The sequence below is a fragment of the Massilia alkalitolerans DSM 17462 genome (assembly GCF_000427785.1).
Taxonomy (GTDB): domain Bacteria; phylum Pseudomonadota; class Gammaproteobacteria; order Burkholderiales; family Burkholderiaceae_D; genus Telluria; species Telluria alkalitolerans.
The window spans coordinates 38,812-64,490 of the sequence record NZ_ATYR01000027.1 but is presented as its reverse complement, the minus strand read 5'-3'; the positions used below and the strand labels follow the sequence as shown (position 1 = coordinate 64,490).

At 64.1% G+C, this 25,679-nt stretch carries 26 protein-coding genes and 1 pseudogene; 24 read left to right on the top strand and 3 right to left on the bottom strand.

Annotation, left to right across the window (positions count from 1 at the left end; all coding sequences use genetic code 11):
* Position 1: 1 nt before the first annotated feature.
* From rplF to dsbD, 14 genes are all read left to right on the top strand, one after another.
* Positions 2 to 535 carry a 50S ribosomal protein L6 gene (rplF, locus tag YWC_RS0121495; protein WP_027867249.1) on the top strand — a complete coding sequence of 178 codons (534 nt, stop codon included), beginning with the start codon at positions 2 to 4 and terminating at the stop codon, positions 533 to 535.
* 11 nt (positions 536 to 546) lie between these two features.
* Positions 547 to 909: a 50S ribosomal protein L18 gene (gene rplR / locus YWC_RS0121490; protein ID WP_005663438.1), complete on the top strand. Its 363-nt coding sequence runs from the start codon at positions 547 to 549 to the stop codon at positions 907 to 909.
* A 12-nt stretch (positions 910 to 921) separates the two neighbouring features.
* Positions 922 to 1,440: a 30S ribosomal protein S5 gene (gene rpsE / locus YWC_RS0121485; RefSeq protein ID WP_036215360.1), complete on the top strand. Its 519-nt coding sequence runs from the start codon at positions 922 to 924 to the stop codon at positions 1,438 to 1,440.
* Positions 1,441 to 1,451: 11 nt separating this feature from the next.
* Complete coding sequence (rpmD, locus tag YWC_RS0121480) at positions 1,452 to 1,631, top strand: 50S ribosomal protein L30 (protein ID WP_027867247.1); 180 nt, start codon at positions 1,452 to 1,454, stop codon at positions 1,629 to 1,631.
* 28 nt (positions 1,632 to 1,659) lie between these two features.
* Positions 1,660 to 2,091: a 50S ribosomal protein L15 gene (gene rplO, locus YWC_RS0121475; RefSeq protein WP_027867246.1), complete on the top strand. Its 432-nt coding sequence runs from the start codon at positions 1,660 to 1,662 to the stop codon at positions 2,089 to 2,091.
* 28 nt (positions 2,092 to 2,119) lie between these two features.
* Positions 2,120 to 3,454 carry a preprotein translocase subunit SecY gene (gene secY / locus YWC_RS0121470; protein ID WP_027867245.1) on the top strand — a complete coding sequence of 445 codons (1,335 nt, stop codon included), beginning with the start codon at positions 2,120 to 2,122 and terminating at the stop codon, positions 3,452 to 3,454.
* Between the two features lie 20 nt (positions 3,455 to 3,474).
* On the top strand, positions 3,475 to 3,693 hold the full coding sequence (gene infA, locus YWC_RS0121465; protein WP_005663428.1) for a translation initiation factor IF-1: 219 nt from the start codon (positions 3,475 to 3,477) through the stop codon (positions 3,691 to 3,693).
* A 36-nt stretch (positions 3,694 to 3,729) separates the two neighbouring features.
* Positions 3,730 to 3,843, top strand: coding sequence for a 50S ribosomal protein L36 (rpmJ, locus tag YWC_RS30245; protein WP_005663407.1), 114 nt, complete (start codon positions 3,730 to 3,732; stop codon positions 3,841 to 3,843).
* Between the two features lie 16 nt (positions 3,844 to 3,859).
* The gene (gene rpsM / locus YWC_RS0121460) at positions 3,860 to 4,225 is read left to right on the top strand and encodes a 30S ribosomal protein S13 (protein WP_027867244.1); all 366 of its coding nucleotides are present in this window, start codon (positions 3,860 to 3,862) and stop codon (positions 4,223 to 4,225) included.
* A gap of 14 nt (positions 4,226 to 4,239) precedes the next feature.
* Complete coding sequence (gene rpsK / locus YWC_RS0121455; RefSeq protein ID WP_027867243.1) at positions 4,240 to 4,650, top strand: 30S ribosomal protein S11; 411 nt, start codon at positions 4,240 to 4,242, stop codon at positions 4,648 to 4,650.
* Positions 4,651 to 4,919: 269 nt separating this feature from the next.
* Complete coding sequence (rpsD, locus tag YWC_RS0121450) at positions 4,920 to 5,543, top strand: 30S ribosomal protein S4 (protein WP_027867242.1); 624 nt, start codon at positions 4,920 to 4,922, stop codon at positions 5,541 to 5,543.
* A gap of 294 nt (positions 5,544 to 5,837) precedes the next feature.
* A complete protein-coding gene (locus tag YWC_RS0121445; RefSeq protein ID WP_027867241.1) occupies positions 5,838 to 6,815 on the top strand; it encodes a DNA-directed RNA polymerase subunit alpha in 978 nt (325 codons plus the stop codon).
* Positions 6,816 to 6,935: 120 nt separating this feature from the next.
* Positions 6,936 to 7,331, top strand: a complete 396-nt coding sequence (rplQ, locus tag YWC_RS0121440; RefSeq protein WP_005663400.1) for a 50S ribosomal protein L17 — start codon at positions 6,936 to 6,938, stop codon at positions 7,329 to 7,331.
* Positions 7,332 to 7,460: 129 nt separating this feature from the next.
* Complete coding sequence (gene dsbD / locus YWC_RS0121435; protein ID WP_027867240.1) at positions 7,461 to 9,317, top strand: protein-disulfide reductase DsbD; 1,857 nt, start codon at positions 7,461 to 7,463, stop codon at positions 9,315 to 9,317.
* A gap of 83 nt (positions 9,318 to 9,400) precedes the next feature.
* On the opposite strand, the gene YWC_RS0121430 is transcribed toward dsbD, so the two are convergent.
* Positions 9,401 to 9,964: a Spy/CpxP family protein refolding chaperone gene (locus YWC_RS0121430; RefSeq protein ID WP_027867239.1), complete on the bottom strand. Its 564-nt coding sequence runs from the start codon at positions 9,962 to 9,964 to the stop codon at positions 9,401 to 9,403.
* A 206-nt stretch (positions 9,965 to 10,170) separates the two neighbouring features.
* Between YWC_RS0121430 and YWC_RS0121425 the strand changes: the two genes are divergently transcribed.
* The 7 genes and pseudogenes from YWC_RS0121425 to YWC_RS30240 all read left to right on the top strand — a co-directional run.
* Positions 10,171 to 10,899 (top strand): response regulator, encoded by a 729-nt coding sequence (locus YWC_RS0121425; protein ID WP_027867238.1) that lies wholly within the window; start codon positions 10,171 to 10,173, stop codon positions 10,897 to 10,899.
* On the top strand, positions 10,896 to 12,257 hold the full coding sequence (locus YWC_RS0121420) for an ATP-binding protein (RefSeq protein ID WP_027867237.1): 1,362 nt from the start codon (positions 10,896 to 10,898) through the stop codon (positions 12,255 to 12,257). Before YWC_RS0121425 ends, YWC_RS0121420 begins: the two co-directional genes overlap by 4 nt.
* 150 nt (positions 12,258 to 12,407) lie before the next feature.
* Positions 12,408 to 13,604: an efflux RND transporter periplasmic adaptor subunit gene (locus YWC_RS0121415; RefSeq protein ID WP_027867236.1), complete on the top strand. Its 1,197-nt coding sequence runs from the start codon at positions 12,408 to 12,410 to the stop codon at positions 13,602 to 13,604.
* On the top strand, positions 13,601 to 16,693 hold the full coding sequence (locus YWC_RS0121410; protein WP_027867235.1) for an efflux RND transporter permease subunit: 3,093 nt from the start codon (positions 13,601 to 13,603) through the stop codon (positions 16,691 to 16,693). Before YWC_RS0121415 ends, YWC_RS0121410 begins: the two co-directional genes overlap by 4 nt.
* 191 nt (positions 16,694 to 16,884) lie before the next feature.
* A complete protein-coding gene (locus YWC_RS0121405; protein WP_027867234.1) occupies positions 16,885 to 17,796 on the top strand; it encodes a hypothetical protein in 912 nt (303 codons plus the stop codon).
* A 140-nt stretch (positions 17,797 to 17,936) separates the two neighbouring features.
* Entirely contained in the window at positions 17,937 to 18,233 is a 297-nt protein-coding gene (locus tag YWC_RS31750; RefSeq protein ID WP_051306637.1) for a hypothetical protein, read from the top strand.
* Between the two features lie 12 nt (positions 18,234 to 18,245).
* Positions 18,246 to 19,631: pseudogene (locus YWC_RS30240) on the top strand (tyrosinase family protein); the annotation flags it as partial.
* Positions 19,632 to 19,709: 78 nt separating this feature from the next.
* Here YWC_RS30240 and hemB read toward each other — a convergent pair.
* Complete coding sequence (hemB, locus tag YWC_RS0121395; RefSeq protein ID WP_027867233.1) at positions 19,710 to 20,723, bottom strand: porphobilinogen synthase; 1,014 nt, start codon at positions 20,721 to 20,723, stop codon at positions 19,710 to 19,712.
* A 33-nt stretch (positions 20,724 to 20,756) separates the two neighbouring features.
* Entirely contained in the window at positions 20,757 to 21,467 is a 711-nt protein-coding gene (gene yihA / locus YWC_RS0121390; protein ID WP_027867232.1) for a ribosome biogenesis GTP-binding protein YihA/YsxC, read from the bottom strand.
* 161 nt (positions 21,468 to 21,628) lie between these two features.
* Between yihA and YWC_RS0121385 the strand changes: the two genes are divergently transcribed.
* From YWC_RS0121385 to ccsB, 3 genes are all read left to right on the top strand, one after another.
* Entirely contained in the window at positions 21,629 to 22,288 is a 660-nt protein-coding gene (locus YWC_RS0121385) for a c-type cytochrome (RefSeq protein WP_027867231.1), read from the top strand.
* A gap of 109 nt (positions 22,289 to 22,397) precedes the next feature.
* Positions 22,398 to 24,488, top strand: a complete 2,091-nt coding sequence (locus YWC_RS0121380; protein WP_027867230.1) for a cytochrome c biogenesis protein ResB — start codon at positions 22,398 to 22,400, stop codon at positions 24,486 to 24,488.
* Positions 24,489 to 24,509: 21 nt separating this feature from the next.
* Complete coding sequence (ccsB, locus tag YWC_RS0121375) at positions 24,510 to 25,676, top strand: c-type cytochrome biogenesis protein CcsB (protein WP_027867229.1); 1,167 nt, start codon at positions 24,510 to 24,512, stop codon at positions 25,674 to 25,676.
* Positions 25,677 to 25,679 lie beyond the last annotated feature (3 nt).

The window sequence follows — 25,679 nt, the reverse complement described above, 5'->3', positions numbered from 1 at the left end:
CATGTCTCGAGTAGCTAAGATGCCAATCGCCGTCCCGGCAGGTGCCGAAGTCGCAATCAATGCGTCGTCGATCACCGTCAAGGGCCCGCTCGGCACCCTGACCCAGTCGCTGAACGGCCTGGTCAAAGTGGAAAACAACAACGGCACGCTGACTTTCGACGTGGTGGACGATTCCCGTGAATCGAACGCCATGTCGGGTACCCTGCGCGCCCTCGTCAACAACATGGTTACCGGCGTCACCAAGGGCTTCGAGAAGAAGCTGAACCTGGTGGGCGTGGGCTACAAGGCAGCTGTGCAGGGCAACGCCCTGAACCTGTCGCTGGGCTTCTCGCACCCGGTGCTGCACGCGATGCCGGAAGGCGTCACCGCGGTCACCCCGACCCCGACCGAAATCGTGATCAAGGGTATCGATCGCCAGAAGGTCGGCCAGACGGCCGCTGAAGTGCGCGCTTACCGCGCTCCTGAGCCTTACAAAGGCAAGGGCGTCCGTTATTCGGACGAAGTGGTGAAGCTTAAAGAAACCAAGAAGAAATAATCGGAGCTGACATGGACAAGAAACAATCGCGTCTGCGTCGCGGACGTCAAACCCGCATCAAGATCGCCCAGCTGGGCGTGAACCGTCTGTCGGTTCACCGCACCAACCTGCACATCTATGCGAACCTGATCAGCCCGGACGCTAAGGTGCTGGTGTCGGCCTCGACGCTGGAAGCTGAAGTGCGTGCTGAACTGGCTGGCAAGACTGGCGCCGGCGGCAACGCTGCCGCTGCTGCCCTGGTCGGCAAGCGCGTCGCAGAAAAAGCACTGAAAGCAGGAATCACCGAAGTCGCATTCGACCGTTCGGGTTTCCGTTACCACGGCCGTGTGAAGGCGCTGGCGGAAGCCGCGCGTGAAGCCGGTCTGAAGTTCTAAGGAAGAATCGTCATGGCAAAAATGCAAGCAAAAATGCAAAGCGACAAGCCGGATGATGGCATGCGCGAGAAAATGATCGCGATCAACCGCGTCACCAAAGTGGTGAAGGGTGGTCGTATCATGGGTTTTGCAGCGCTGACCGTTGTCGGTGACGGCGATGGCCGCATCGGCATGGGCAAAGGCAAGTCGAAGGAAGTTCCTGTCGGCGTGCAAAAAGCGATGGAAGAAGCCCGCCGCAACCTGATCAAGGTGCCCCTCAAGAACGGTACGCTGCACCACACCGTGTCGGGCCGTCACGGCGCCTCGCGCGTCATGATGATGCCGGCCAAGCCTGGTACCGGCGTGATCGCTGGTGGCGCAATGCGCGCTATCTTCGAGGTGATGGGCGTGACCGACGTGGTCGCCAAGTCGACCGGTTCGTCGAACCCGTACAACCTGGTTCGCGCAACCCTCGACGGTCTGTCGAAAATGAGCACTGCTTCCGATATCGCTGCCAAGCGCGGCAAGTCGGTTGAAGACATCCTGGGTTAAGGGGAACACACATGGCAAACACTGTCAAAGTCAAGCTCGTCAAGGGCCTGATCGGTACCCGTCAGGATCACCGTGCCACCGTGCGCGGCCTGGGTCTGCGTCGTGTCAACTCGGTCTCCGAGCTGCAGGACACCCCAGCTGTGCGTGGCATGATCAACAAAGTCGCGTACCTCGTTAAAGTTGTTTCGTAAGCCCTCGGGCTTGCGTACGGAGAAATCAATGGAACTCAATACCATTCAACCAGCTGACGGCGCCAAGCACGCGAAGCGTCGCGTTGGCCGCGGTATCGGCTCGGGCCTGGGCAAGACTGCCGGTCGCGGTCACAAGGGTCAGAAATCGCGTTCGGGCGGCTTCCACAAGGTCGGCTTCGAAGGCGGTCAGATGCCTCTGCAGCGCCGTCTGCCGAAGCGCGGCTTCAAATCGCTGAACGCAACCTTCAAGGCTGAAGTGCGTCTGTCGGACCTGAACAACCTGGCTGTCGGCGAAATCGACATCCTGGTGCTCAAAGCAGCAGGCATCCTGCCAGTGGTGGCGCGCGACGTGCGCGTCATCCTGTCGGGCGAGATCACCAAGGCGGTGACCCTCAAGGGCCTGAAGGCAACCGCCGGCGCGAAAGCGGCGATCGAAGCAGCTGGCGGTTCGGTCGCTTAATTGCGGCCCTGCCTGATCGGAGCAAAAATTGGCGACTAATTCACAACTTGGTAAAAGCGCCGCTTCCGGCTTCCCCTGGGGTCGGCTGTGGTTTTTGCTTGGCGCATTGGTCGTGTACCGCATCGGTGCTCACATCCCGGTCCCCGGGATTGACCCGGTGCAGCTGGCAGCGCTGTTCAAGCAGAACGAAGGCGGCATCCTGGGCATGTTCAACATGTTCTCGGGTGGCGCCCTGTCCCGCTTTACCGTGTTCGCCCTCGGCATCATGCCTTACATTTCGGCTTCGATCATCATGCAGCTTGCATCGATCGTCTCGCCGCAACTCGAGGCGCTGAAGAAAGAGGGCGAAGCCGGCCGCCGCAAGATCACCCAGTACACCCGTTACTTCACGGTGGCACTGGCACTGTTCCAGGCGTTCGGCATCGCGGTCGCGCTCGAAGCGCAGCCTGGTCTCGTGCTCGATCCGGGCATGGGCTTCCGCTTCGTCACGGTGGTGACGCTCCTGACCGGCACCATGTTCCTCATGTGGCTGGGCGAGCAGATCACCGAGCGTGGTCTTGGCAACGGTATTTCGATCATCATTTTTGCCGGTATCGCAGCAGGTCTGCCGTCGGCCCTGGGTGGCCTGTTCACCCTGGTTTCGAACGGTTCGATCAGCAGCATCGCCGCGATCATCATCGTGGTTCTGGTGGTGGCCGTGACGTATGCCGTCGTGTTCGTGGAACGCGGGCAGCGCAAGATCCTGGTCAATTACGCTAAACGCCAGGTCGGCAACAAGATCTACGGTGGCCAAACCAGCCACCTGCCCTTGAAGCTGAACATGGCCGGCGTGATCCCGCCGATCTTCGCCTCCTCGATCATCCTGTTCCCGGCGACGATCGTCGACTGGTACACGCGAGGCAAGGACGCCAGCGGCCCGTTCATCGGGTTCCTGAAAGACCTGGCTGCTTCGCTGGCTACCGGTGAGCCGATCCACGCGTTGCTGTATGCGGTGGCGATTGTGTTCTTCTGCTTCTTCTACACGGCGCTGGTATTTAACAGCAAGGAAACGGCGGACAACTTGAAGAAGAGCGGCGCGTTTGTTCCGGGCATCCGTCCGGGCGAGCAGACTGCACGCTACATCGACAAGATCCTGATGCGCCTGACCCTGGCCGGTGCGGTCTATATCACCCTGGTGTGCCTGGTGCCGGAGTTCATGACCTCGCAGTGGAAAGTTCCTTTCTACTTCGGTGGCACGTCGCTCCTCATCGTTGTTGTGGTGACGATGGACTTCATGGCACAAGTGCAGAACTACGTCATGTCGCAACAGTACGACTCATTGTTGCGGAAGGCTAACTTCAAGGGCGGAATTCCGTCGCGTTAAGCGGGGAAGGCATAGACCGAATGGCAAAAGACGACGTCATCCAAATGCAAGGGGAGATTCTGGAGAATCTCCCGAACGCAACATTTCGCGTGAAGCTGGAAAACGGGCACGTGGTTCTGGGACATATCTCGGGTAAAATGCGCATGAATTACATCCGCATTCTCCCGGGTGACAAGGTGACGGTGGAACTGACCCCGTATGACCTGTCCCGGGCCCGCATTGTGTTCCGCACCAAGTAAAAATCATTAAAGTAAACGAACCGAAGAGAGTGCAAAATGAAAGTTAACGCTTCAGTCAAGCGGATCTGCCGCAACTGCAAGATCATCAAGCGCAAGGGCGTGGTCCGTGTGATCTGCGTCGAGCCGCGTCACAAGCAGCGTCAAGGTTAATTTCGAGGAATAACGAATGGCACGTATTGCAGGGGTTAACATCCCAAATCATCAGCACACCGTGATCGGCCTGACGGCTATCTACGGTATTGGCCGCCCACGTTCGCAGAAGATCTGCGATTCGACCGGCATCGCTACCAACAAGAAGGTCAAGGACCTCGACGATAACGAACTCGAGAAGCTGCGCGACGAAGTTGCGAAGTTTGTCGTGGAAGGCGACCTGCGCCGCGAACTGTCCATGAACATCAAGCGTCTGATGGACCTGGGCTGCTACCGCGGCATGCGTCACCGCAAGGGCCTGCCAGTGCGTGGTCAGCGTACCCGCACCAATGCTCGTACCCGCAAGGGCCCGCGCAAGGCAGCTCAATCGCTCAAGAAATAATCTAGGAACCGACCATGGCCAAGCAACAGAGCAGCGCAGCCGCAGCAGCAGCCCGCGCACGCAAGAAAGTCAAGAAGAACGTCGCCGAGGGCATCGCCCACGTGCACGCGTCCTTCAACAACACCATCATCACGATCACCGACCGTCAGGGCAACGCTCTGTCGTGGGCAACCTCCGGCGGCGCCGGCTTCAAGGGTTCGCGCAAATCGACCCCGTTCGCAGCGCAGGTTGCTGCCGAAGCCGCAGGCAAGGTCGCTCAGGAATCGGGCGTGAAGAACCTGGAAGTGCGCATCAAGGGCCCAGGCCCTGGCCGTGAGTCGGCTGTGCGTGCACTGAACAACCTGGGCATCAAGATCACCGAAATCCAGGACGTGACCCCGGTTCCGCACAACGGCTGCCGTCCGCCGAAGCGTCGTCGTATCTAATACGACAATGCTGAGGTGACAGCAGGGCGGTCTTTGGACCGTCCTGCGTCGCGAAAAGCCAACGACGGGGCCTTGCGCCCCGTTGTGTTTTGCCAGATTGACCGGCGCAGTGCCCTGAAAATGGGTTATACTGCCCGGCTCTTGTCGTCTGCCGTTTTCACGGTGGGCGGTTTTTCAAGCCACGTCTGTCGCAATCAAGCGGCGGACTAGCGCCTGCCGCATCGCACGCGATGCCTCCGGGGCGTGATTAATACATCAAAGGATTCAACGTGGCACGTTATATCGGACCAAAAGCAAAACTGTCGCGCCGTGAAGGCACCGACCTGTTCCTGAAGAGCGCACGTCGCTCGCTCGACTCGAAGTGCAAACTGGACGTCAAGCCAGGCCAGCACGGCGTCAAGTCGGGTGCCCGCACCTCGGACTACGGCAACCAGCTGCGTGAAAAGCAGAAGGTCAAGCGTATCTACGGCGTGCTCGAGCGCCAGTTCCGCCGCTACTTCGCAGAAGCATCGCGCCGCAAGGGCAACACCGGTGAGACCCTGCTGAAGCTGCTGGAATCGCGCCTGGACAACGTCTGCTACCGCATGGGCTTCGGCTCGACCCGCGCTGAAGCGCGCCAGCTGGTGAGCCACAAGGCCTTCACCGTCAACGGTAACGTCGTGAACATCGCTTCGTACCAGGTCAAGACCGGCGACGTGATCGCTGTGCGCGAAAAGGCCAAGAAGCAAGTGCGTATCGCTGAAGCCCTGTCGCTGGCCGAGCAAGTCGGCTTCCCGAGCTGGGTCTCGGTCGACGCCAAGAAGTTCGAAGGCACCTTCCGTTCGTTCCCGGAGCGTAACGAGATCGCTGCTGACGTCAACGAAGCGCTGATCGTCGAACTGTACTCGCGTTAATCGATTTCGTCGCGGTCCTCCCGCGACGAAGTCGTCCCCGCGAAGGCGGGGATCCAATTTTGGTGGCTCGGCTGCGAAATTGGGTTCCCGCCTGCGCGGGAACGACGTGGTGGTGTGCGAGCGCAGCGAGCAAAGGCTTGGCCTCGCAACGAATGCGGGTTCGCGAGAATTCCGATTCCTCCATTTCCGTCGTTCATGAATTCGTATCACCGCCTGCTCGTCGAGCAGGCGCTTTCTATTAATGCCATCAGCCTTATCGGTGTAACGAGCCGAGGGTATTGAAAAGGACATTTCATGCAAAATAGTCTGTTGAAACCACGTATCATCGATGTCGAAGCAATCGCTCCTGGTCACGCAAAAGTCGTGATGGAGCCGTTCGAGCGTGGTTATGGCCACACCCTGGGCAACGCCCTGCGCCGCGTGCTGCTGTCGTCGATGATCGGCTATGCGCCGACCGAAGTGACGATCGCCGGTGTCGTGCACGAGTACTCGTCGCTGGACGGCGTGCAGGAAGACGTCGTCGACCTGCTGCTGAACCTGAAGGGCGTGGTCTTCAAGGTCCACAACCGTGATTCCGTCACCCTGACCCTGAAGAAGGAAGGCGAAGGCGCCGTGCTGGCTTCGGACATCGACCTGCCGCATGACGTGGAACTGATCAACCCGGATCACGTGATCGCTCACCTGACCGCCGGCGGCAAGCTGGACATGCAGATCAAGGTCGAGAAGGGTCGTGGCTACGTTCCTGGTAACGTGCGCCGCCTGTCGGAAGACACCAACAAGACCATCGGCCGCATCATCCTGGACGCATCGTTCTCGCCAGTGCGCCGCGTGTCCTACGCCGTGGAATCGGCCCGTGTCGAACAGCGTACCGACCTGGACAAGCTGATCATCAACATCGAAACCAACGGCGTCATCACCCCGGAAGAAGCGATCCGCCAGTCGGCACGCGTCCTGGTCGACCAGCTGAACGTGTTCGCCGCCCTGGAAGGCACCGAAGCCGCCGCCGAAGCACCGTCGCGTGCTCCGCTGGTCGATCCGATCCTGCTGCGTCCGGTGGACGACCTGGAACTGACCGTCCGTTCGGCAAACTGCCTGAAGGCCGAGAACATCTACTACATCGGCGACCTGATCCAGCGTTCGGAAAACGAACTGCTGAAGACCCCGAACCTGGGCCGCAAGTCGCTCAACGAAATCAAGGAAGTGCTGGCATCCCGTGGTCTGACCCTGGGCATGAAGCTGGAAAACTGGCCGCCGGCAGGCCTGGAAAAGTAATTGCTGTACCTGCCCGGGCAATGTTGTCCGGGCAGTTTTAAACCCCTAGAACCGGTCCGCGGTCATGCTTCGGCATGAACGATCGAAGAACTGGAAATTAAACACTCGAAAGGAAGTACCATGCGTCACCGTCACGGCCTCCGTAAGCTGAACCGTACCTCGTCCCACCGCCTGGCAATGCTGCGCAACATGACCGTCTCGCTGCTGCGTCATGAAGCCATCAAGACCACCGTGCCGAAAGCCAAGGAACTGCGTCGCGTCATCGAACCGATCCTGACCCTGGGCAAGACCGACACCCTGGCCAACAAGCGCCTGGCATTCGCTCGCCTGCGCGACCGCGAAATGGTGCAGAAGCTGTTCGCTGAACTCGGCCCACGTTACGCCAACCGTAACGGCGGCTACCTGCGCATCCTGAAAATGGGTTTCCGCGTGGGCGACAATGCGCCGATGGCGTACGTCGAACTGCTGGACCGTCCGGAAGTCACCTCGGCTGAAGAAGCACCGACCGCCGAGTAATCGCTTTCCGCGACGACTAAAAAACCAGGCCCCGTGCCTGGTTTTTTTTCGCCTGCAGTATCGTGGTCCGAGCAAGGTGCGACGGCCCGGTGTACCATGCCGGTGCGCTGAAACAACTCATCCAACACCATGTTCCATTCGCTGCACCGCTTCGCCCGCATCCTCCTTGCTTGCCTGAGCCTGTTTTCGATCTTGATGGCAGGTGTCGGGAGCGCACGCGCCGCCGACGACTTCCTCGATCCCGCGATCGCCTTCCGTTTCGAGGCGCGCATGGCCGACCCGCAAACGCTCGAAGTGCGCTACCAGATCGCCGAGGGCTACTACATGTACCGCGAGCGCTTCGCCTTCCGCGCTACCGGAGCGAAGCTCGGCACGCCCGAGATCCCGCCGGGCAAGGTGAAGTACGACGAGACCTTCCAGAAGGATGTCGAGACCTACAAGGGCGAGCTCGTGATCCGCATCCCGGTCGAGGGCAGCGGCCCGTTTACCCTGACGGCCTCCAGCCAGGGCTGCGCCGACGCGGGCCTGTGCTATCCGCCGCAGGAGCACAGCGCGCAGCTGTCGGCGGGAGCCGGCGGCGGCGGCGCCGCACCGGCATTGCCGATCGGCGTGAATGCGCCGCAGATGACGGCCGCGCCCCTGTCGTCGGCTCCCGCCATGGACGCGGCGCCGGCTACTGCGGCCCAGGCGCCGATGGCAGAAGCCGCGCCCGCAGCCGCCGCCCAGCCGTCCGACATGGCCGGCATCGCCGGCATCCTCGAGGGCGGGCGCCTGCTGGCCATCGTCCCCGCCTTCGTCCTGCTCGGCCTGGGCCTGGCCTTCACGCCCTGCGTGCTGCCGATGGTGCCGATCCTGTCCTCGATCATCGTCGGCGAGGGCCGCCAGGCTGGCCGTTCGCGCGGCTTCATCCTGTCGGCGACTTATTCACTCGGCATGGCCATCGTCTACACGGCGCTCGGCGTCGCCGCCGGCCTGGCAGGGGAGGGCCTGGCCGCCGCACTGCAGAATCCCTGGGTGCTGGGCGCGTTTGCCCTCCTGATCGTGGCGATGGCGATGTCGATGTTCGGCTTCTACGAACTGCAGATGCCGGCCGCGCTGCAGACCCGGCTCGCCAACACTGCCGGCCGCCAGTCGGGCGGCAAGCTTGCCGGGGTGTTCGCCATGGGCGCCATCTCGGCCCTGATCGTCGGGCCCTGCGTCGCCGCGCCCCTGGCTGGCGCCCTGGTCTACATCAGCCAGACCCGCGACGTGGTGATCGGCGGCGCGGCCCTGTTCGCGATGGCGGTCGGGATGAGCATTCCGCTGCTGCTGGTCGGCGTCTCGGCCGGCTCGCTGCTGCCGCGCGCGGGCGCCTGGATGGAGTCGGTCAAGCGCCTGTTCGGCGTGCTGATGCTGGCGATGGCCCTGTGGCTGGTGTCGCCGGTGCTGCCGCCTATCGTGCAGATGCTGGGCTGGGCCGCGCTGCTGCTCGGATACGGTTGTTACCTGCTGAGCCGACAGCGCCACTGGGTCTCGGTGGCGGCCGGCGTTGCCCTTTCCTTGCAAGGCGGGATGCAGCTGGTCGGCGCCGCCACCGGCGGACGCGATGCGCTGGCGCCGCTGGCGCACCTGACGGGCGGCGCCCACCAGGGCCTGGTGTTCAAGCGCATCAAGACGGTGGGAGACCTCGACCGCGAGCTGCTGAACGCCGGCGGCAAGACCGTGATGCTGGATTTCTATGCCGACTGGTGCGTGTCCTGCAAGGAGATGGAAAAGCTGACCTTCGTCGACCCGGCGGTGCAGGCGAAGCTGGCCAATACCATCCTGCTGCAGGTCGACGTGACCGCCAATGATGCCGAGGACAAGGCGATGCTGAAGCGCTTCAAGCTGTTCGGGCCGCCGGGGATCATCCTGTTCGGGCCGGATGGGCAGGAAATCGAGGATAGCCGGGTGATCGGCTATCAAAACCCCGCCAAGTTCTTGGCCTCCCTGGCCAAGTTGCCGTGAGTTGAACGCGCGGTCGGCAGAGCCGACCACCCTACAAAAAAGACGCCCGAGGGCGTCTTTTCCTTTTACAAGAATGCGTTCGCTTAACCGCGCATCATCTTGCCATGGCCGCCGTGGTGACGGCCGCCGCGGCGCTGCTGCTGCTCGTCGAAGACCTTGCGCTGTTCCGGGCTCAAGGCCGCGTACAGGCTGTTCAGGGCCGACAGGCGGGCTTCCATGCGCGCGGTGCGCTCCTTCTGCAGGGCGATGCGGCGTTCCAGGCGTTGCGGCGCGGTCAGGGCGGTGCGCTGCTCCTTGTTCAGGCGCTGGCCGGCACGCTCGCCCTTCTGCGGCGGGGTCATGCTGGCCACGAAGGCCTGCCACACCGGCTGCTGGGCCGGGGTCAGCTTCAACGATTCGGCCAGCTTCGCCTGGCGGGCGGCGCGCATCTCGGCGCGCTTGGCGCGGAACTCGGCCATCTTGGCCTGGCGCTGCTCCGGGCTCAAGGCGCGGAATTCGGCGCGCTTGGCTTCGCGCTGCTCCTTGCTCATGGCATGGGCATGGCGGCCCTCGAGCGGGGCAGCGGTCTGGGCCTGCACGCCGAGCGAGGCGCCGGCGATGCCGAAGGCGGCCAGGACGATCACGATGTTTTTGCGGACGGTGTTCATGGTGTTTTCCTTTGTGTGAGAGGCAGGTTGGTGTGCATCTTCGCTTCCGGACTGCTCGCTGCACGGTTCCCATCATCGCCAACAAGTGTAACCGTGGGATTTCCCCTGTCCGATACTTTGTATCAATATGTTTCGCGCTCATCAGCATATACAAGCCGATACAAAAACGGTGTCCAAGCTTGGCTTAGATGCGGATAATTGAGGTTATGGATAATCCCTCTACGATTTTGATTGTCGACGACGACCGCGACATCCGCACCCTGCTCGCCGACTACCTGGAATCGAACGGCTACCGCACCATGTCGGCGGCCGACGGCACCGGTATGTGGAAGGCGCTCGACGACGCGCGCCCCGACCTGATCGTGCTCGACCTGAACATGCCGGGCGACGACGGCCTGACCCTGTGCCGCAAGCTGCGCGCCACCTCCAGCCTGCCGGTCATCATGCTGACCGCCCGCAACGAGCCGCTCGACCGCATCCTCGGCCTCGAGATGGGCGCCGACGACTACCTGCCGAAACCCTTCGAGCCGCGCGAGCTGCTGGCGCGCATCCGCAGCGTGCTGCGCCGTTCGCATGCGATGCCCTCGAATGCGCCGTCCGAGAACGTGCAGCAGATGCGCTTCTCCGGCTGGACCCTGGACCTCACCGCGCGCCACCTGGTCAATCCGCAGGGCGTGGTCATCATGCTCTCGGGCGCCGAGTTCCGCCTGCTGCGCGTGTTCCTGGAACACCCGAACCGCGTGCTCAACCGCGACCAGCTGCTCAACCTGACCCAGGGCCGCGACGCCGACCCCTTCGACCGCTCGATCGACATCCAGATCAGCCGCCTGCGCCAGAAGCTGGGCGAGGATGCGCGCATGCCACAGATCATCAAGACCGTGCGTAACGGCGGTTACGTGCTGGCCGGGCAGGTGACCGTGGAGCCGCCTGCGTGAAAGCCTTCTTCGGATCGATGACCGGACGCGTGTTCATCACGCTCCTGCTCGGTATCCTGATTTCCGCGGCACTGACCCAGCTGGCAGCCGACGTCGAGCGCCAGCGCGTCATCGAACAGCAGCGCGACCAGCACCTGCTCGAACGCGCCGAGCAACTGGTGATGGCGACCGAAATCGTGCCGGCCTCGGCGCGCTCGGTCTACCTGTCGGTGGCGAACCGTCCCGGCCTGCGCCTGGAAGTCGGCAATCTCCAGCCGCTGGCGGCGTCGCAGAGCTGGTTCGCGCGCTCGCTGGCGGCGCGCCTGGGCGACGGCTACGGCATCAGCTCGGCGGCCAACCGGCCGGCCTCGTGCGACATGCCGCACCAGCAGGCCGTGCTCTACGGCCTGATCCGCACCCAGTGGCATGGTGCCTGCGAAACCCTGAACGTGCGCCTGCGCGACGGCGAAGAATTGCGCCTGTCGGTACTGCCGCCGCGCTCGGCCTTCACCGGTCCCGAAACCGATTACCGCACTACCATCGGCCTGTTCCTGCTTAGCATTGCCGCGCTCGCCTACGTGGTGGCGCGCATGACCACCCGTCCGCTGAAAGTGCTGGCGCGGGCCGCCCAGGACCTGGGCCACGACATCAACCGCCCGCCGCTCTCCTTGAGCGGCGCCAGCGAGATCCGCCAGGCCAGCGCTGCCTTCAACGCAATGCAGGCGCGGATCCGGCAGTACATCTTCCAGCGTACCCAGATGCTGGCGGCGATCACGCATGACCTGCAGACGCCGCTCACCCGCATGCGCCTGCGCCTCGAAAAGGTGCAGAACGCGGAACTGCAGGAACGCCTGATCGGCGACCTGTCGGCCATGCAGGCCATGGTGCGCGAAGGCCTGGTGCTGGCGCGCAGCATGGACACCACCGAGAACATGCAGATGCTGGACCTCGACTCGCTGCTGGAAGCCGTGTGCGCCGACGCCGTCGACGCCGGACAGCAGGTGGCGCTCAAGGGACAGGCCGGCATGGCCCTGCTGGGCCGGCCGCTGGACCTGCGCCGCTGCCTCGGCAACCTGATCGACAACGCGGTGAAGTACGGCCACGACGCCCGCGTCTGCGTCGACCGTATCAACGGCGCGGCACGCATCCGTATCCGCGACAGCGGTCCCGGCATCCCGGCAGGCGAGCTGGGCCGGGTGTTCGATCCGTTCTACCGCGTCGAAACCTCGCGCTCGCGCGAGTCGGGCGGCACCGGCCTGGGCCTGACCATCGCCCGCAACATCGCCGAACAGCATGGCGGCAGCATCGCGCTGGCCAACCATCCGGAGGGCGGCCTGGAAGTGACCCTGGTGTTGCCGGAGTATTACCCGAACAAATAAGGGACAAACCAGCGCAAGGTTGTGATTACAACATGGCGACTACACAATCCTGAAACAAGAGCGTGCGAGAATGCAGCACCGCGTATTCTTTTTTGCACGCGCGGATCACACAAGAGAAAGAGCCGCAGGGACTGGCGGCAAGGGACGAACATGAAAAAGAAGAATGCGGGATTCATCGTGGGTGTCGTGGCGCTGGCCGTCGCCGGCGCCTGGTACCTGAACAAGGGTGACGGCGCCCACGCCGACAACGGCCAGGGCGGCAAGGGACCGGGCGCCAGGGGCGGCATGCCGCCGACCACCGTGAACGTGGTGGCGCCGCAGCGCCAGGACGTGGGCGTGGAACTGTCCGCCAACGGCACCGTGACCCCGGTGCGCACCGTCGACCTGCACCCGCAGACCACCGCCACCATCCGCCAGGTCCACATCCGCGAAGGCCAGTTCGTCAAGGAAGGCCAGGTCATGTTCTCGCTCGACGACCGCGCCGACCGCGCCAACGTCGCCCGCGCCGAGGCGCAAGTGGCGCAGAACCGCGCCACCCTGGCCGACCTCGAGCGCCAGTACAAGCGCAGCCAGGAACTCGCCGCCCAGAATTTCCTGTCCCAGAGCGCGGTCGACTCCCTGAAGAGCCAGGTCGAGGCGGCCCGCGCCCTGGTCCAGAGCAATGCCGCGGCCGCCCGTGCCAGCCAGGTCAGCGCCAGCTACACCACCATCCGCGCCCCGATGTCGGGCCGCGTCGGCGCCATCGACATCCATCCGGGCGCCCTGGTGCAGCCGTCCACGTCCCTGACGACCATCACCCAGCTCGACCCGATCGACGTCTCCTTCAACATGCCGGAGTCAAGCCTCGGTGCGCTGCTGGCGGCCCAGCGCGCCGGCAAGGTGGCGGTGCAGGCCAGCACTGGTCCCGAGGCCAAGCCGGTGACCGGCGAGCTGAAGTTCGTGGACAACGCGGTCGACCCGGCCGCCGGCACCATCCGCGTGAAAGCCCAGTTCGCCAACCCGGACTCGATGCTGTGGCCGGGCCAGTACGTGACCACCCGCGTCACCACGCAGACCATCCGCGACGCCGTCGTGATCCCGCAGAACGCCATCATCACCAGCACCCAGGGCACCTTCGTGTACGTGGTGGGCGAGGGTAACGAGGCGAAACAGGTCAAGGTGGCGCGCCTGCACGGCTTCGGCGAGTATGCTGCCGTGACTGGCCTGACCGGCAACGAGAAAGTCATCACCGAAGGCAAGCAGAACCTGCGTCCGGGCGGCAAGGTGCGCCCGGCTGGCGCCAAGTCCCAAGATGCAGCCGCTTCGAACGCAGCGATGCCGGCCGCACAGAAGGGTGACAAGGCATGAACCTGTCCGAACTGTGTATCCGCCGTCCCGTGATGGTGGTGCTGATGTCGATCAGCCTGGTGCTGGTCGGCATCCTGGCTTACATGCACATCCCGGTCGCGGCGCTGCCGAGCTATAACACGCCGGTCATCAACGTCAACGCCAACCTGCCGGGCGCCAGCCCGGAGAACATGGCCTCGTCGGTCGCGCTGCCGCTGGAAAAGCAGTTCGCGACCATCGCCGGCATCAAGATGATCAGCTCGACGAACACGCAGGGCAATACCTCGCTGACGCTCGAGTTCGACGAATCGATCGACGTCAACGAAGCCGCCGTCGACGTGCAGGCCGCGCTGCTGCAGGTCCAGCGCCAGCTGCCGCAGGAGATGACCGACCTGCCGTCCTACCGCAAGATCAACCCGGCCGATTCCCCGATCCTGTTCATGCACATGACCTCGCCGTCCATGGACTTGTCGGAGCTGAACGATTACGCGGAAAACCTGGTCTCGCCGGCGATCTCGACCCTGCCTGGCATCGCCCAGGTGACGGTGAACGGCGGCAAGCGCTTCGCGGTGCGGGTGCGCGCCCAGCATGACCTGATGAGCGCCCGCAATATCTCGATGTCCGAACTGGCCACCGCGCTGCGTTCGGCCAACTCGATCACCCCGCTCGGCATCCTGGACGGCCCGACCCAGACCCTGACCATCCAGGGCGGCGGCCAGCTGATGCGCGCCGCCGACTTCGCCGGCCTGATCGTCGCCACCCGCGACGGCCTGCCGGTGCGCCTGCGCGACATCGCCCAGGTCGAGGACAGCTACCAGTCGGTCAAGGCCACCGGCAGCCTGAACGGCGAACGCTCGATCGTGCTGATGGTGCAGCGCCAGCCCAACGCCAACACCGTGCAGGTGGTCGATTCGGTGCGCGCGCTGATGCCGCGTTTCGAAACCCAGCTGCCGCAGTCGATCAAGATCCACCTGGTCAACGACCGCTCGGACTCGATCCGCGAGGCGATCCACGACGTCAACCTCACGCTGGCCGGCACCGTGGTGCTGGTCATCTTGGTGATCTTCCTGTTCCTGCACCGCCTGACCGCAACCTTCATCCCGGCCGTCACCGTGCCGATCTCGCTGCTGGGTGCGCTGTCCCTGCTGTACGCCTTCGGCTACAGCCTCGACAACATCTCGCTGCTCGGCATCACGCTGGCGGTCGGCCTGGTGGTCGACGACGCCATCGTGGTGCTGGAAAACATCGTGCGCCACATGGAGATGGGCAAGAAGCCGATGCAGGCGGCCCTGATCGGCTCGCGCGAGATGGGCTTCACCATCATCTCGATCTCGATCTCGCTGGTGGCGGTGTTCATCCCGATCTTCTTCATGCCGGGCGTGATCGGCCTGCTGTTCCGCGAATTCGCCGTGATCGTCGGTCTCGCCGTGCTGGTCTCGGCCGTGGTGTCGCTGACCCTCGTGCCGATGCTGTGCTCGCGCCTGATCAAGCATGGCGGCCACGTCGATCCGAAAGACATGTCCTGGGTCGGCCGCCGCTTCGAAGCGATGTTCACCAATGTGCGCGACGGTTATGCCCGCACCCTGGACATGGCGCTGCGCCACCGCTTCCTGGTGCTGATGCTGGCGCTCGGCACCTTCGTGCTGACCGCCGTGCTGTACATGACCATGCCGAAGGGCTTCTTCCCCGAAGAAGACATCGGCCAGCTGCGCGTGACCGTCGAGGCCTCGGAAGACACCTCCTCGGTGGCCCTGCAGAAGCTGCAGGCCCAGGTGGTGGACATCGTGCGCGCCAACCCGCACGTGAAAGACGTGACCTCGTTCACCGGCGGCGGCAATACCGGCCGCATGTTCCTGGTGCTGAAACCGCGCAGCGAGCGCCCGCCGATGTCGGAAGTGGTCGACGCGCTGCGCAAGGCCACCCGCCAGGTCGCCGGCGTGCAGGTCTTCATGTCGCCGGTGCAGAACCTGCAACTGGGCGGACGCCCGAGCAAGAGCCGTTACCAGTACACGCTGCAGAGCGTGTCGGGCGGCGAGATCGGCGGCTGGTCCGAGCAGTTCCTCGAGCGCATGCGCGCCGACCAGCGTTTCCGCGACGTCACCAGCGACTCGCAGAACAAGGCGCTGCAGGCCACCATCGACATCGACCGCGACAAGGCCGCGCTGCTGGGCGTGGAGATGGCCGACATCCGCACCGTGCTGTACGCTTCTTTTGGTGAGCGCCAGGTCTCGACCATCTACTCGACCGCGGCCAGCTACTACGTGATCCTGGAAGCGGCGGCTGCCGACCGCTACTACGACGAAGCGCTGTCGCGCGTCTCGGTGCGCTCCAAGAACGGCGACCTGGTCAAGCTGTCCAGCTTCGCCACCGTCAAGCGCACGGTCGGCCCGCTGGCGGTCAACCACCAGGGCCAGCTGCAGGCGATCACGCTGTCCTTCAACCTGGCCCCGGGCGTGCCGCTGGGCGACGCCACCACCGCCATCGAGCAGATGGGCCGCGACATGAAGCTGCCGGCCTCGATCATCACCAACTACGGCGGCGACGCGGCCGTGTTCAAGGACACCCAGTCGAGCCAGCTGATCCTGATCATCACCGCCATCGGCGTGATCTACGTGCTGCTGGGCGTGCTGTACGAGAGCTACATCCACCCGCTCACCATCCTGGCCGGCCTGCCGTCCGCGGCGGTGGGGGCGTTGCTGACGCTATGGATGTTCGACATGGACCTGACCCTGATCGCCATGATCGGTATCCTGATGCTGATCGGTATCGTGAAGAAGAACGCGATCATGATGATCGACTTCGCCCTCGACGCCCAGCGCAACGGGGGCATGAAGCCGCAGGAGGCGATCCGCGAGGCCTGTATCCTGCGCTTCCGCCCGATCCTGATGACCACCCTGGCCGCGATGATGGGCGCGCTGCCGATCGCGCTGGGCATCGGCGCCGGCGCCGAGCTGCGCCAGCCGCTGGGCCTGGCCGTGGTCGGCGGCCTGATCTTCTCGCAGGTGATCACGCTCTACATCACCCCGGTGATCTACCTCTACCTCGACAAGTACAGCGGCACCGGTCCGATGACGGACCGCCAGCTGGCCAAGCTGGAAGCTGCACACTGATGGCGAGCGGCAGGCGGAGCGATTCGCCTGCCGGTTTCCGGTCGCCTGAAACATCTCGTAACATCATTCAAGGGATTGCGCGGGGTAGTTGTGTTGCTCTTTAAGTACTTCCAAAGTGCGCAGCCGCCGCAAAACGGTTAGACTGCGGCTCTCGCAGTATTGATAGACGCCGATCAGGAACCCGTTCGACCTTGCGTGACCATTCCCACATCTACGACGAGCACAGCGACGTGTGCACGCACTGCGGCCAGCCGTTGCCGATGCAGGGCCGGCCCGTGCTCACGTATGGCCGCCAGGGACCGAACCGTCCGGCGCTGGTTGGCACAATCCTGCTGCACGTCCTGCTGGTCGTGATCTGGCTGTTCCAGCCCGACAAGGACGCGAAGCAGGCCAAGCCGGCCTCGGGCGACGAGGGCAAGGTAGTTTACGTCGCCCCGATGCAGCAGAAAGAGTCCGAGGCGCCGCGCCAGCAGGCCCCCAAACCTTTGCCCATGCCGTCCATTCCGGTGCCGAAGCAGGAGCGGATCGAGATCGCACGCCTGCCGGACACGATCACGACCCCGCCGGAAGAGCCTGTTAAAGAAACCAAACCGCCGCAGAAGTTCGACGAGCAGAAGCCTGTCGACATGCAGGATTTCATCAACGCCAAGCGCCGCCAGCGCGCCGCCGCGACCGGCAGCGAGCAGCCGTCGGCCGAGGAAAGCGAATCGGCCAAGGGCATGCGCAATGCGCTGGCCAACATCGCCGCCATCAATGGCCGCGGCCGCGAGGATCGCAACGAGAGCGGCGGCGTGTTCTCGGTGTCGAACAAGACCTTCCACAGCATGGACCTGAAGTTCCGCGGCTGGAACCCGAACTTCCAGCGCCGCTGGCTGACGCAGGTGACGGTCGAGCAGGGCAGCGAGCCTGACATCGAGATCGCCGTGGTCAAGAAGATGATCGAGCTGATCCGCCGCGAAAAGACCGGCGACTTCGAGTGGGATTCGCACCGTCTTGGGCGGATCGTCAAGCTGAGCGCCCGCCCGCAGGATACCGACCAGCTGATGACCTTCCTGTTCAAGGAAATGTTCCCGGAATACAAGCCGCCACCGCAGTGGCGCTAAACCCTTGCTGAGCTTGTTCTTGCCCATACGGCCACACTGGTGGACCGTTTAGGCTGAGGTCATGCCCCTCTATTTAAACGGGGCACGATTTGCCTGGCATTTGGTCCAGGCATTGTTCTTCACATCAACGGAGAGCACTTATGACCGACAAGCACCACGAGGATTTCAAGCAGTCGCGCCGCGCAGTCGTGAAGACGGCCGGTCTCGGCCTTTGCGCCGGCATGATGCCGTTCGGCATGGCCCTGGCAGACGACAAGCAGCGTCGCTACCGCCGCTACAACGCGACCGGCAAGCATGGCAAGCGCATGCTCAAGAGCTATGCCAAGGCCGTGCGCGCGATGCTGGCGCTGCCGCCCGAGGACCCGCGCAACTGGTATCGCCAGGCCATCGTCCACACGATGGACTGCCCGCACGGCAACTGGTGGTTCCTGCCCTAGCACCGCGCCTACCTCGGCTGGTTCGAACAGATTTGCCGCGAGCTGAGCGGCGACCCGTACTTCGCCCTGCCGTACTGGGACTGGACCGTCGACCAGCAGGTACCCGACGACATGTTCGACGACGTGCTCGATCCCAACCACCCGGCCTATCTGGCCGGCCGCCAGGATTTCGAGCGCCTGATCACGGGCGTGATCGCGGGCGCCGGCTACTGGTCGCTGCCCGGCAGCGGTTTCGACGGGCGCAGCCAGCTCGGCCAGCTGCTGTCGCGCCGCATCCGGTTCGAGCCGGACCTGCTGTTCGACATGGTGACGGACCCGCGCGGCGGCATGTTCTTCGACCAGCCGGGCGCGCGCGGCATCCGGCGCGAGCAGCCGGGCTTCTCGCTGGCCACGGCGGATGCGGTCTCGCCCGCCACCATCCGGGCGGCGCTGGCGGCGCCCGACTTCATCGCCTTCGGCAGCGCCAAGACGTCGAACCACCACACCAGCGCCGGCTTCGGCATCCTGGAAGCCCGCCCGCACAATTCGATCCATCGCTGCGTCGGTTCGCGCGACTGCAATTTCGTCGAGGCGCGCGGTTTCATGACCGACATGCTGTCGCCGGTCGACCCGATTTTCTTCCTGCACCATAGCAACATGGATCGCCTGTGGGACGTGTGGACGCGCAAGCAGATGCAGCTCGGCCTGCCTTTCCTGCCGGCCGGCTACGAGCTACGCACTGACCTGCCGGACGAGCAGAAATCCGCGGCGGAACGGGCCAGCGACTACTACCGCTGGGCGCGCGATCCGCTGCTGTTCTTCGTCAATGCCAAGGGCCAGCCCGTGAGCCAGACCCGGGCCGGGGACTATGCCTGGATGACGCCGTTCGGCTACGACTACGAGCCCGGCTCCGGAGAGGATCTGATTCCCAGGTACGCCGTCGCAAGCCAGAATGGCAGGCGCGCCCGCGTCGTCGGAAGCGTGCAGCGGCGCGAGGTGTCCGAAGCCACCCCGGCCAGCGCGGTGGCGCACCTGCCCGGTGCGACGGTCGAGGCGGCGCGGACGGGCGGGCAGGTGCTGGTGGCGAACGTCACCCTGAACTTCCCGCAGATGTCGCACGACGCCTTCATGGTGATCCTGAATGGACCGGACGACCTGTCGCACGTGGATGCTTCCAGCCCGCATTACCTGGCCACCATTATGATGTTCGGCCACCGCGGCGCCCATGGTGCGCTGACCTACAGCCTGCCGCTGAGCGAGAAGCTGCGCCAGTTGCCGCCGGCGGACGGCAAGATCCGGCTGCGCGTCGTGCCGATGTGCGGGCCGGATTGCCACGAGCAGGGGCACGACCATCAGCACCACGACAAGGTGCATGGCGACGCGGTGGAGCTGGTGGCGGTGAGCATCGAGGCCTACTGACCGGGCAGGGGCGGCAAGCCAATAAAAAACCGCGCCCGGTTCACACTCGGCGCGGTTTTTTTCGTGACAAGCTGGTGCTCAGCCTTGTGCCTTCAGCTTGCGCGCCACGTCCAGCGCGAAATAGGTCAGCACGCCGTCGGCGCCGGCGCGCTTGAAGGCCATCATCGACTCCATCATGACCTTGTCATGGTCCAGCCAGCCGTTCTGGGCCGCCGCCTTCAGCATCGCGTACTCGCCGCTGACCTGGTAGGCAAAGGTCGGCACCTTGAACTCGTCCTTCACGCGGCGCACCACGTCGAGGTAGGGCATGCCCGGCTTGACCATCACCATGTCGGCGCCTTCGGCCAGGTCGAGCGCCACTTCGCGCAGCGCCTCGTCGCTGTTGCCCGGATCCATCTGGTAGGTGTTCTTGTCCGCCTTGCCCAGGTTGGCGCTTGATCCGACCGCATCGCGGAACGGGCCGTAGAAGCTTGATGCATACTTGGCCGAGTAGGCCATGATGCGGGTGTGGATGTGTCCGTTCTCTTCGAGGGCCTTGCGGATCGCACCGATGCGGCCGTCCATCATGTCCGAGGGCGCCACCACGTCCACGCCGGCCTCGGCCTGCGCCAGCGACTGGCGAATCAGCATCTCGATGGTCTTCTCGTTGACGATGTAGCCGTTCTCGTCCGGCAGGCCGTCCTGGCCGTGGGTGGTGTAGGGATCGAGGGCGACGTCGGTCATGATGCCCAGTTCCGGGAAGCGGCGCTTCAGCTCGCGCACGGCGCGCGGCACCAGGCCTTCCGGATTGGTCGCCTCGACGCCGTCATAGGTCTTGAGCGAGGCATCGACCACCGGGAACAGCGCCAGCATCGGGATGCCCAGCGCCACGCATTCCTCGGCCACCCCGAGCAGCAGGTCCACCGACACCCGCTCCACGCCCGGCATCGAGGCCACCTGCTGGCGCTGGTTCTCGCCGTCGAGGATGAAGACCGGGTAGATCAGGTCGGAGGCGGTGACGACGTTTTCGCGCATCAGGGCGCGCGAGAACGGGTCGCGGCGCATGCGGCGCATGCGGGCAGCAGGATACGTGGCGGGAGTGATGATGGTCATGTCAGTTCCAATGTTGTCCCGGTGAGCCCGGGATTATTCCGAATCCGAATCTTCGTCAGCGTCGTCCGCGGCCGCGTCGTCGCGATCGAGTCCCAGCAGCTCGAGGATCTTGGCGTCCGCCTCCTCGATGCCGATGCGCTTGAGCGCCGAGAACAGCTGCACCGTGAAGGGGAAGCCTTCGCCGTCCTCGTCGACGTAGCTGTCGAGGATCTTCTGCGCCTGGCGCAGGACGTTGGTCTTCTCGTTCTGGTTGAGCTTGTCGGCCTTGGTCAGGATGCAGTGGATCGGCTTGCCGGTCGGGGCGAACCATTCCAGCATCTGCACGTCGAGGTCGGTGAAGGGGCGGCGCGAGTCCATGATGAGGACCAGCGCGGCCAATTGCTCGCGGCGCTGGACGTAGTCGCCCAGCAGCTTCTGCCAGTGCAGCTTGGCCGTGCCCGACACTTCGGCATAGCCGTAGCCCGGCAGGTCGACCAGCAGGGCGCGGATCTCTTCGACGATGGTCGGGTCCTTGCGGTGCTGGGCCACGTGGGCGCCGCCGATCGAGAAGTAATTGATGTGCTGGGTGCGGCCAGGGGTCTTCGAGGCGAACGCCAGGCCCTTCTGGTTGGTGAGGATGTTGATCGCCGTGGATTTGCCCGCGTTCGAGCGCCCGGCGAAGGCGATTTCGGGCACGTGGGTGCCGGGAAGGTCGCGCAACTGGTTAACGGTCGTAAAGAACCGGGCCTGCCAAAGTTTGGACATAAGGGGAAGGTTTAAATGACAACGAAATGGCGATAGGGAAACAAAGCTATTGTACAATAAGGGGTTGAACCATGCTCCACCCCCGGGGAGCGCCAGTAAGGCCGCTGCACTGTTTCACTGTAAATTCCAAAATCTGTTTTTGACTTTTTCAGGGTGCTTGTATGAATCGTTTGACGTTTCCGCTTTTGAAGTCCTTGTTGGTTGCAAGCCTGGTCCTGTGCGGTAGTGCCTCCGCGGCGCCGCAAACCGCCGTCGCCAAGGCCGACCCGGCCAAGGGCGGAACCCTCTACGATGCGGGCGATGCCGCGCGCGGCCTGCCGGCCTGCATGTCCTGCCACGGCGCCGCCGGCAACTCGACCATCGTTGCCAACCCCAAGCTGGCCGGCCAGATCGATGCCTATACCCACAAGCAGCTGGTCGATTTCACCACGCCGAACCGCCAGAATCCGATCATGACGCCGTACTCGAAGATGCTGACCGAGGACGAGAAGCGCAACATCGCCGCCTACCTCGCCACCCAGAAGGCCAAGCCGGGCGCCGCCAAGAACAAGGACACCGTCGAGCTGGGCCGCAAGATCTACCGCGGCGGCATCGCCGAGAAGGGCGTCGCCGCCTGCGCCAGCTGCCACGGCGCCACCGGCAGCGGCATCCCGGCCCAGTACCCGCGCCTGTCGGGCCAGCACCAGGATTACACCTATGCCCAGCTGGACGCCTTCAAGACCGGCACCCGCAAGAACAGTGTCCAGATGACCACGCTGGCACAGCGCATGTCGCCGGAAGAAATGAAGGCGGTGTCCGACTATATCGCGGGCCTGAAGTAAGCAGCGCCACGATATGAAAAAGAAGGGGCGGCGGCGCTGAGCTGGCTGCCCTTTTTGCTGTATGCTCGGCAGGTTTGCCCCGTTTCCTGGGCGCTGTAGAAGATAGAACATGAGTACCACCGGAATTGAACTGAACACCCGCCGCCGCGGGTTCGCCGAAGCGGTCGAGCTGGTGTCGTCGATGCGCTTCGCCATCAGCCTGCTCACGATCGTCGCCATCGCTTCGGTCATCGGCACCGTCCTCAAGCAGGCCGAGCCGATGCCGAACTACGTGAACCAGTTCGGTCCGTTCTGGTTCGAGGTGTTTGCCAAACTCGGCCTGTACAACGTGTACACGAGCTGGTGGTTCCTGCTGATCCTGGTCTTCCTGATCGTTTCCACCGCCTTGTGCGTGGTGCGCAATGCGCCGAAGATGGTGCGCGACATGCGCAGCTGGCGCGAGCACGTGCGCGAGGAATCGCTGCGCAACTTCCACCACAAGGCCGAATGGACCGCGCCGGTGACCGGCACCCTGCTTGCCGCCCAGACCGCCGAACGCCTGCGCCACGCCGGCTACGCGGTCAAGCTGGTCGACAAGGACGGCGGCACGCTGGTGGCGGCCAAGAAGGGCGCCGGCAACAAGTTCGGCTACATCTTCGCGCACACCGCCATCATCGTGATCCTGCTGGGCGGCATGCTCGACTCGGAACTGCCGGTCAAGTTCCAGCAGTGGTTCTTCGGCAAGACGCCGTTCGGCGGCAGCGGCGTGATCGCCGACATCCCGGCCCAGCACCGCCTCGGCATCTCGAACCCGACCTTCCGCGGCAATACCCTGATCGCCGAAGGCCAGACCAGCGATACGGCCCTGCTGCCGCAGGCTTCCGGCGTGCTGGTGCAGGAACTGCCGTTCTCGATCAAGCTGGAAAAATTCCACATCGATTTCTACTCGACCGGCATGCCCAAGCTGTTCGCCAGCGACGTCACGGTGCGCGACCATGAAACCGGCAAGACCTTCCCGGCCTCGATCAGGGTCAACCACCCGCTGATCTACAAGGGCATCGCCGTCTACCAGTCGAGCTTCGACGACGGCGGCAGCAAGCTCAAGCTCACCGGCTTCCCGATGAGCGGCACGGCCGACAAGGCCTTCCAGATCGAAGGCACGGTCGGATCAAGTACCGAGCTCAAGCAGGGCAACGAGACCTGGTCGGTGGAATGGTCGGGCTTCCGTCCCTTCAACGTCGAGAACATCGCGGCCAACCAGGATGCGCGCGCGGTGGCGAAGAACACCTCGTTCAACGAGCAGCTCAGCGCGACGCTCGGCAAGGCATCCGGCTCGGCGGCCAGGAGCGACCATGCCAAGGACCTGAAGAACGTCGGCCCGAGCGTGCAGTACAAGCTGCGCGACAAGACCGGCCAGGCGCGCGAGTTCATGAACTACATGCAGCCGCTCACGCTCGACGGCGCCCAGGTCTACCTGGCCGGCGTGCGCAACAATCCGCAGGAAAACTTCAGCTTCCTGCGCATTCCGGCGGATGCCGAGTACAGCGTGCGCACCTGGATGCGCCTGCGCGCGGCGCTGGCCGACGCCTCGCTGCGGCAGGATGCGGCCCGGCGCTACGCGGCGCGTGCGCTGGCGCCCGAACAGCAGGCGGGCCTGAGCGGCCAGCTGGAAGAGTCCGCTGCGCGTACGCTGGCCATCTTCGCCGGCGAGAGCGGGGGACGCGGCGGCTTCATCGGCGTGTCGCAGTTCCTGGAAAAGATTCCCCAGGCCGAGCAGGAAAAGGCGGCCAACATCTTCATGAAGATGCTCAACGGGGCCCTGTGGGAGCTGTGGCAGGCCGCCAATGCGCGCGCCGGCCTGCCGGCCGTCGAGGCGAGCGAGGCCAACGGCCGCTTCCTGCAGCTGGCCACCAATGCGCTGTCGGACAGCGTGTTCTACGGCGCCCCGGTCTACCTGCAGCTGGAAGAGTTCACCGAAGTGAAGGCCTCGGTGCTGCAGCTGACCCGTTCGCCGGGCAAGAACATCGTCTACCTCGGCTGCCTGTTGCTGGTGGCGGGCGTGTTCGCAATGTTTTATATTCGTGAACGGCGCATGTGGGTGTGGGTCCGCGATACCGAGCATGGCGCCCATGCGCTGATGGCCATGAGCACCCAGCGCAAGACGCTCGACTTCGAGCGCGAATTCGACGATTTGAAAGTAAAACTGCCGCAGCCGGCCTGAAGCCGCGGCAAGGAGACCAAGATGGAACTGTCGCAAGCCCAAACCGGCAAAGCTGGGGCCTATGTCCAGCAACCGGGCTTCTTCCGCAGCCTGAACGCGATCGACTGGCTGTACGGCGCCGCCCTGCTGGCAGGAGCGCTGTTCGCGCTGAACCGCTACGCCCACCATATGGACATCTACGAGCAGGTGATCCTGGTGCTCACCGCGCCCACCTTCGCGCTGCTGGGCTGGTACTGGAAGCCGATGCGCTGGCTGCTGCCGCTGGTGGCGCTGCTGTCGCTGTGGGCGATTTCCATGTACGGCGGCGCCATCGATGCGGCGAACCAGAAATTCTTCCTGAAATACATGCTGTCGAGCCAGTCCGCCATCCTGTGGATGAGCGCGCTGTTCGTGTTCTCGACCGTGTTCTACTGGATCGGCCTGGTCAGCCGTTCGGAGTTCGGCGGCTCGGTCGGCAGCAAGCTGTGCTGGGCCGGTGTGGTGCTCGGATCGGTCGGCATGATGGTGCGCTGGTACGAGTCCTACCTGATGGGCCCCGACGTCGGCCACATCCCGGTGTCGAACCTGTATGAAGTGTTCATCCTGTTCGCCATCATCACCGCGCTGTTCTACCTCTACTATGAACAACGCTATGCCACCCGCCAGCTCGGCCCCTTCGTGCTCCTGATCATTGCGGCCGCGGTGGCCTTCCTGCTGTGGTACACGGTGTCGCGCGACGCTGCCCAGATCCAGCCGCTGGTGCCGGCCCTGCAGAGCTGGTGGATGAAGATCCACGTGCCGGCCAACTTCATCGGCTACGGCACCTTCGCGCTGGCCGCGATGGTCGGCTGCGCCTACCTGCTGAAATCGCACGGCATCCTGGAAGACCGCCTGCCCTCCTTGGCGGTGCTGGACGACGTGATGTACAAGTCGATCTCGGTTGGCTTCGCCTTCTTCACCGTCGCCACCATCCTCGGCGCCCTGTGGGCGGCCGAAGCCTGGGGCGGCTACTGGTCCTGGGACCCGAAGGAAACCTGGGCCCTGATCGTCTGGCTCAACTACGCGGCCTGGCTGCACATGCGCCTCATGTCGGGCCTGCGCGGCCGCGTGGCGGCCTGGTGGTCGGTGGTGGGCCTGCTGGTCACGACCTTCGCCTTCCTGGGCGTGAACATGTTCCTGTCGGGGCTGCACTCCTACGGCGAGCTGTAATCC

Excerpts from the sequence above, each read along its gene's own strand:
- rplF (WP_027867249.1), top strand. The coding sequence starts at position 2 with ATGTCTCGAGTAGCTAAGATGCCAATCGCCGTCCCGGCAGGTGCCGAA.
- rplR (WP_005663438.1), top strand. The coding sequence starts at position 547 with ATGGACAAGAAACAATCGCGTCTGCGTCGCGGACGTCAAACCCGCATC.
- rpsE (WP_036215360.1), top strand. The coding sequence starts at position 922 with ATGGCAAAAATGCAAGCAAAAATGCAAAGCGACAAGCCGGATGATGGC.
- rpmD (WP_027867247.1), top strand. The coding sequence starts at position 1,452 with ATGGCAAACACTGTCAAAGTCAAGCTCGTCAAGGGCCTGATCGGTACC.
- rplO (WP_027867246.1), top strand. The coding sequence starts at position 1,660 with ATGGAACTCAATACCATTCAACCAGCTGACGGCGCCAAGCACGCGAAG.
- infA (WP_005663428.1), top strand. The coding sequence starts at position 3,475 with ATGGCAAAAGACGACGTCATCCAAATGCAAGGGGAGATTCTGGAGAAT.
- rpmJ (WP_005663407.1), top strand. The coding sequence starts at position 3,730 with ATGAAAGTTAACGCTTCAGTCAAGCGGATCTGCCGCAACTGCAAGATC.
- rpsM (WP_027867244.1), top strand. The coding sequence starts at position 3,860 with ATGGCACGTATTGCAGGGGTTAACATCCCAAATCATCAGCACACCGTG.
- rpsK (WP_027867243.1), top strand. The coding sequence starts at position 4,240 with ATGGCCAAGCAACAGAGCAGCGCAGCCGCAGCAGCAGCCCGCGCACGC.
- YWC_RS0121445 (WP_027867241.1), top strand. The coding sequence starts at position 5,838 with ATGCAAAATAGTCTGTTGAAACCACGTATCATCGATGTCGAAGCAATC.
- rplQ (WP_005663400.1), top strand. The coding sequence starts at position 6,936 with ATGCGTCACCGTCACGGCCTCCGTAAGCTGAACCGTACCTCGTCCCAC.
- dsbD (WP_027867240.1), top strand. The coding sequence starts at position 7,461 with ATGTTCCATTCGCTGCACCGCTTCGCCCGCATCCTCCTTGCTTGCCTG.
- YWC_RS0121430 (WP_027867239.1), bottom strand. The coding sequence starts at position 9,964 with ATGAACACCGTCCGCAAAAACATCGTGATCGTCCTGGCCGCCTTCGGC.
- YWC_RS0121425 (WP_027867238.1), top strand. The coding sequence starts at position 10,171 with ATGGATAATCCCTCTACGATTTTGATTGTCGACGACGACCGCGACATC.
- YWC_RS0121415 (WP_027867236.1), top strand. The coding sequence starts at position 12,408 with ATGAAAAAGAAGAATGCGGGATTCATCGTGGGTGTCGTGGCGCTGGCC.
- YWC_RS0121410 (WP_027867235.1), top strand. The coding sequence starts at position 13,601 with ATGAACCTGTCCGAACTGTGTATCCGCCGTCCCGTGATGGTGGTGCTG.
- YWC_RS31750 (WP_051306637.1), top strand. The coding sequence starts at position 17,937 with ATGACCGACAAGCACCACGAGGATTTCAAGCAGTCGCGCCGCGCAGTC.
- hemB (WP_027867233.1), bottom strand. The coding sequence starts at position 20,723 with ATGACCATCATCACTCCCGCCACGTATCCTGCTGCCCGCATGCGCCGC.
- yihA (WP_027867232.1), bottom strand. The coding sequence starts at position 21,467 with ATGTCCAAACTTTGGCAGGCCCGGTTCTTTACGACCGTTAACCAGTTG.
- YWC_RS0121385 (WP_027867231.1), top strand. The coding sequence starts at position 21,629 with ATGAATCGTTTGACGTTTCCGCTTTTGAAGTCCTTGTTGGTTGCAAGC.
- YWC_RS0121380 (WP_027867230.1), top strand. The coding sequence starts at position 22,398 with ATGAGTACCACCGGAATTGAACTGAACACCCGCCGCCGCGGGTTCGCC.
- ccsB (WP_027867229.1), top strand. The coding sequence starts at position 24,510 with ATGGAACTGTCGCAAGCCCAAACCGGCAAAGCTGGGGCCTATGTCCAG.